This window comes from Acinetobacter johnsonii, assembly GCF_048551975.1.
Taxonomy (GTDB): domain Bacteria; phylum Pseudomonadota; class Gammaproteobacteria; order Pseudomonadales; family Moraxellaceae; genus Acinetobacter; species Acinetobacter johnsonii_A.
This window is the reverse complement of the sequence record NZ_JBIMCF010000336.1, coordinates 1-249: the sequence shown is the minus strand read 5'-3', so window position 1 is coordinate 249 and position 249 is coordinate 1. Positions and strand designations below refer to the sequence as shown.

Sequence of the window (249 nt, the reverse complement as noted above, 5' to 3'; positions counted from 1 at the left end):
TACCCGTACCAACAAAGTAACCCTGATCGAAGACCAAGTGGTGGCTTTTGGTAAAACTGCTCAGCCTCTGCCGAATTTACCTGTACATAGTTTAGTGATTGCAGGGCAACAAAAAAGTGATGTCCTTACCCAAGGCGGGCCCCAATTTGTCAGTTTGATTGGCAAACTAGACCCGAAAAATATTCAAGTCACCCGGGAACTAAGTTTCTACTCTGAAAAGAATGATGGCCATTTTACAGGGACACTACC

1 pseudogene is annotated in these 249 nt (G+C 44.6%); it reads left to right on the top strand.

From position 1 onward, the window contains the following. Nucleotides 1-249 (top strand): annotated as a pseudogene (locus ACG9ZB_RS17720) (hypothetical protein); the annotation flags it as partial.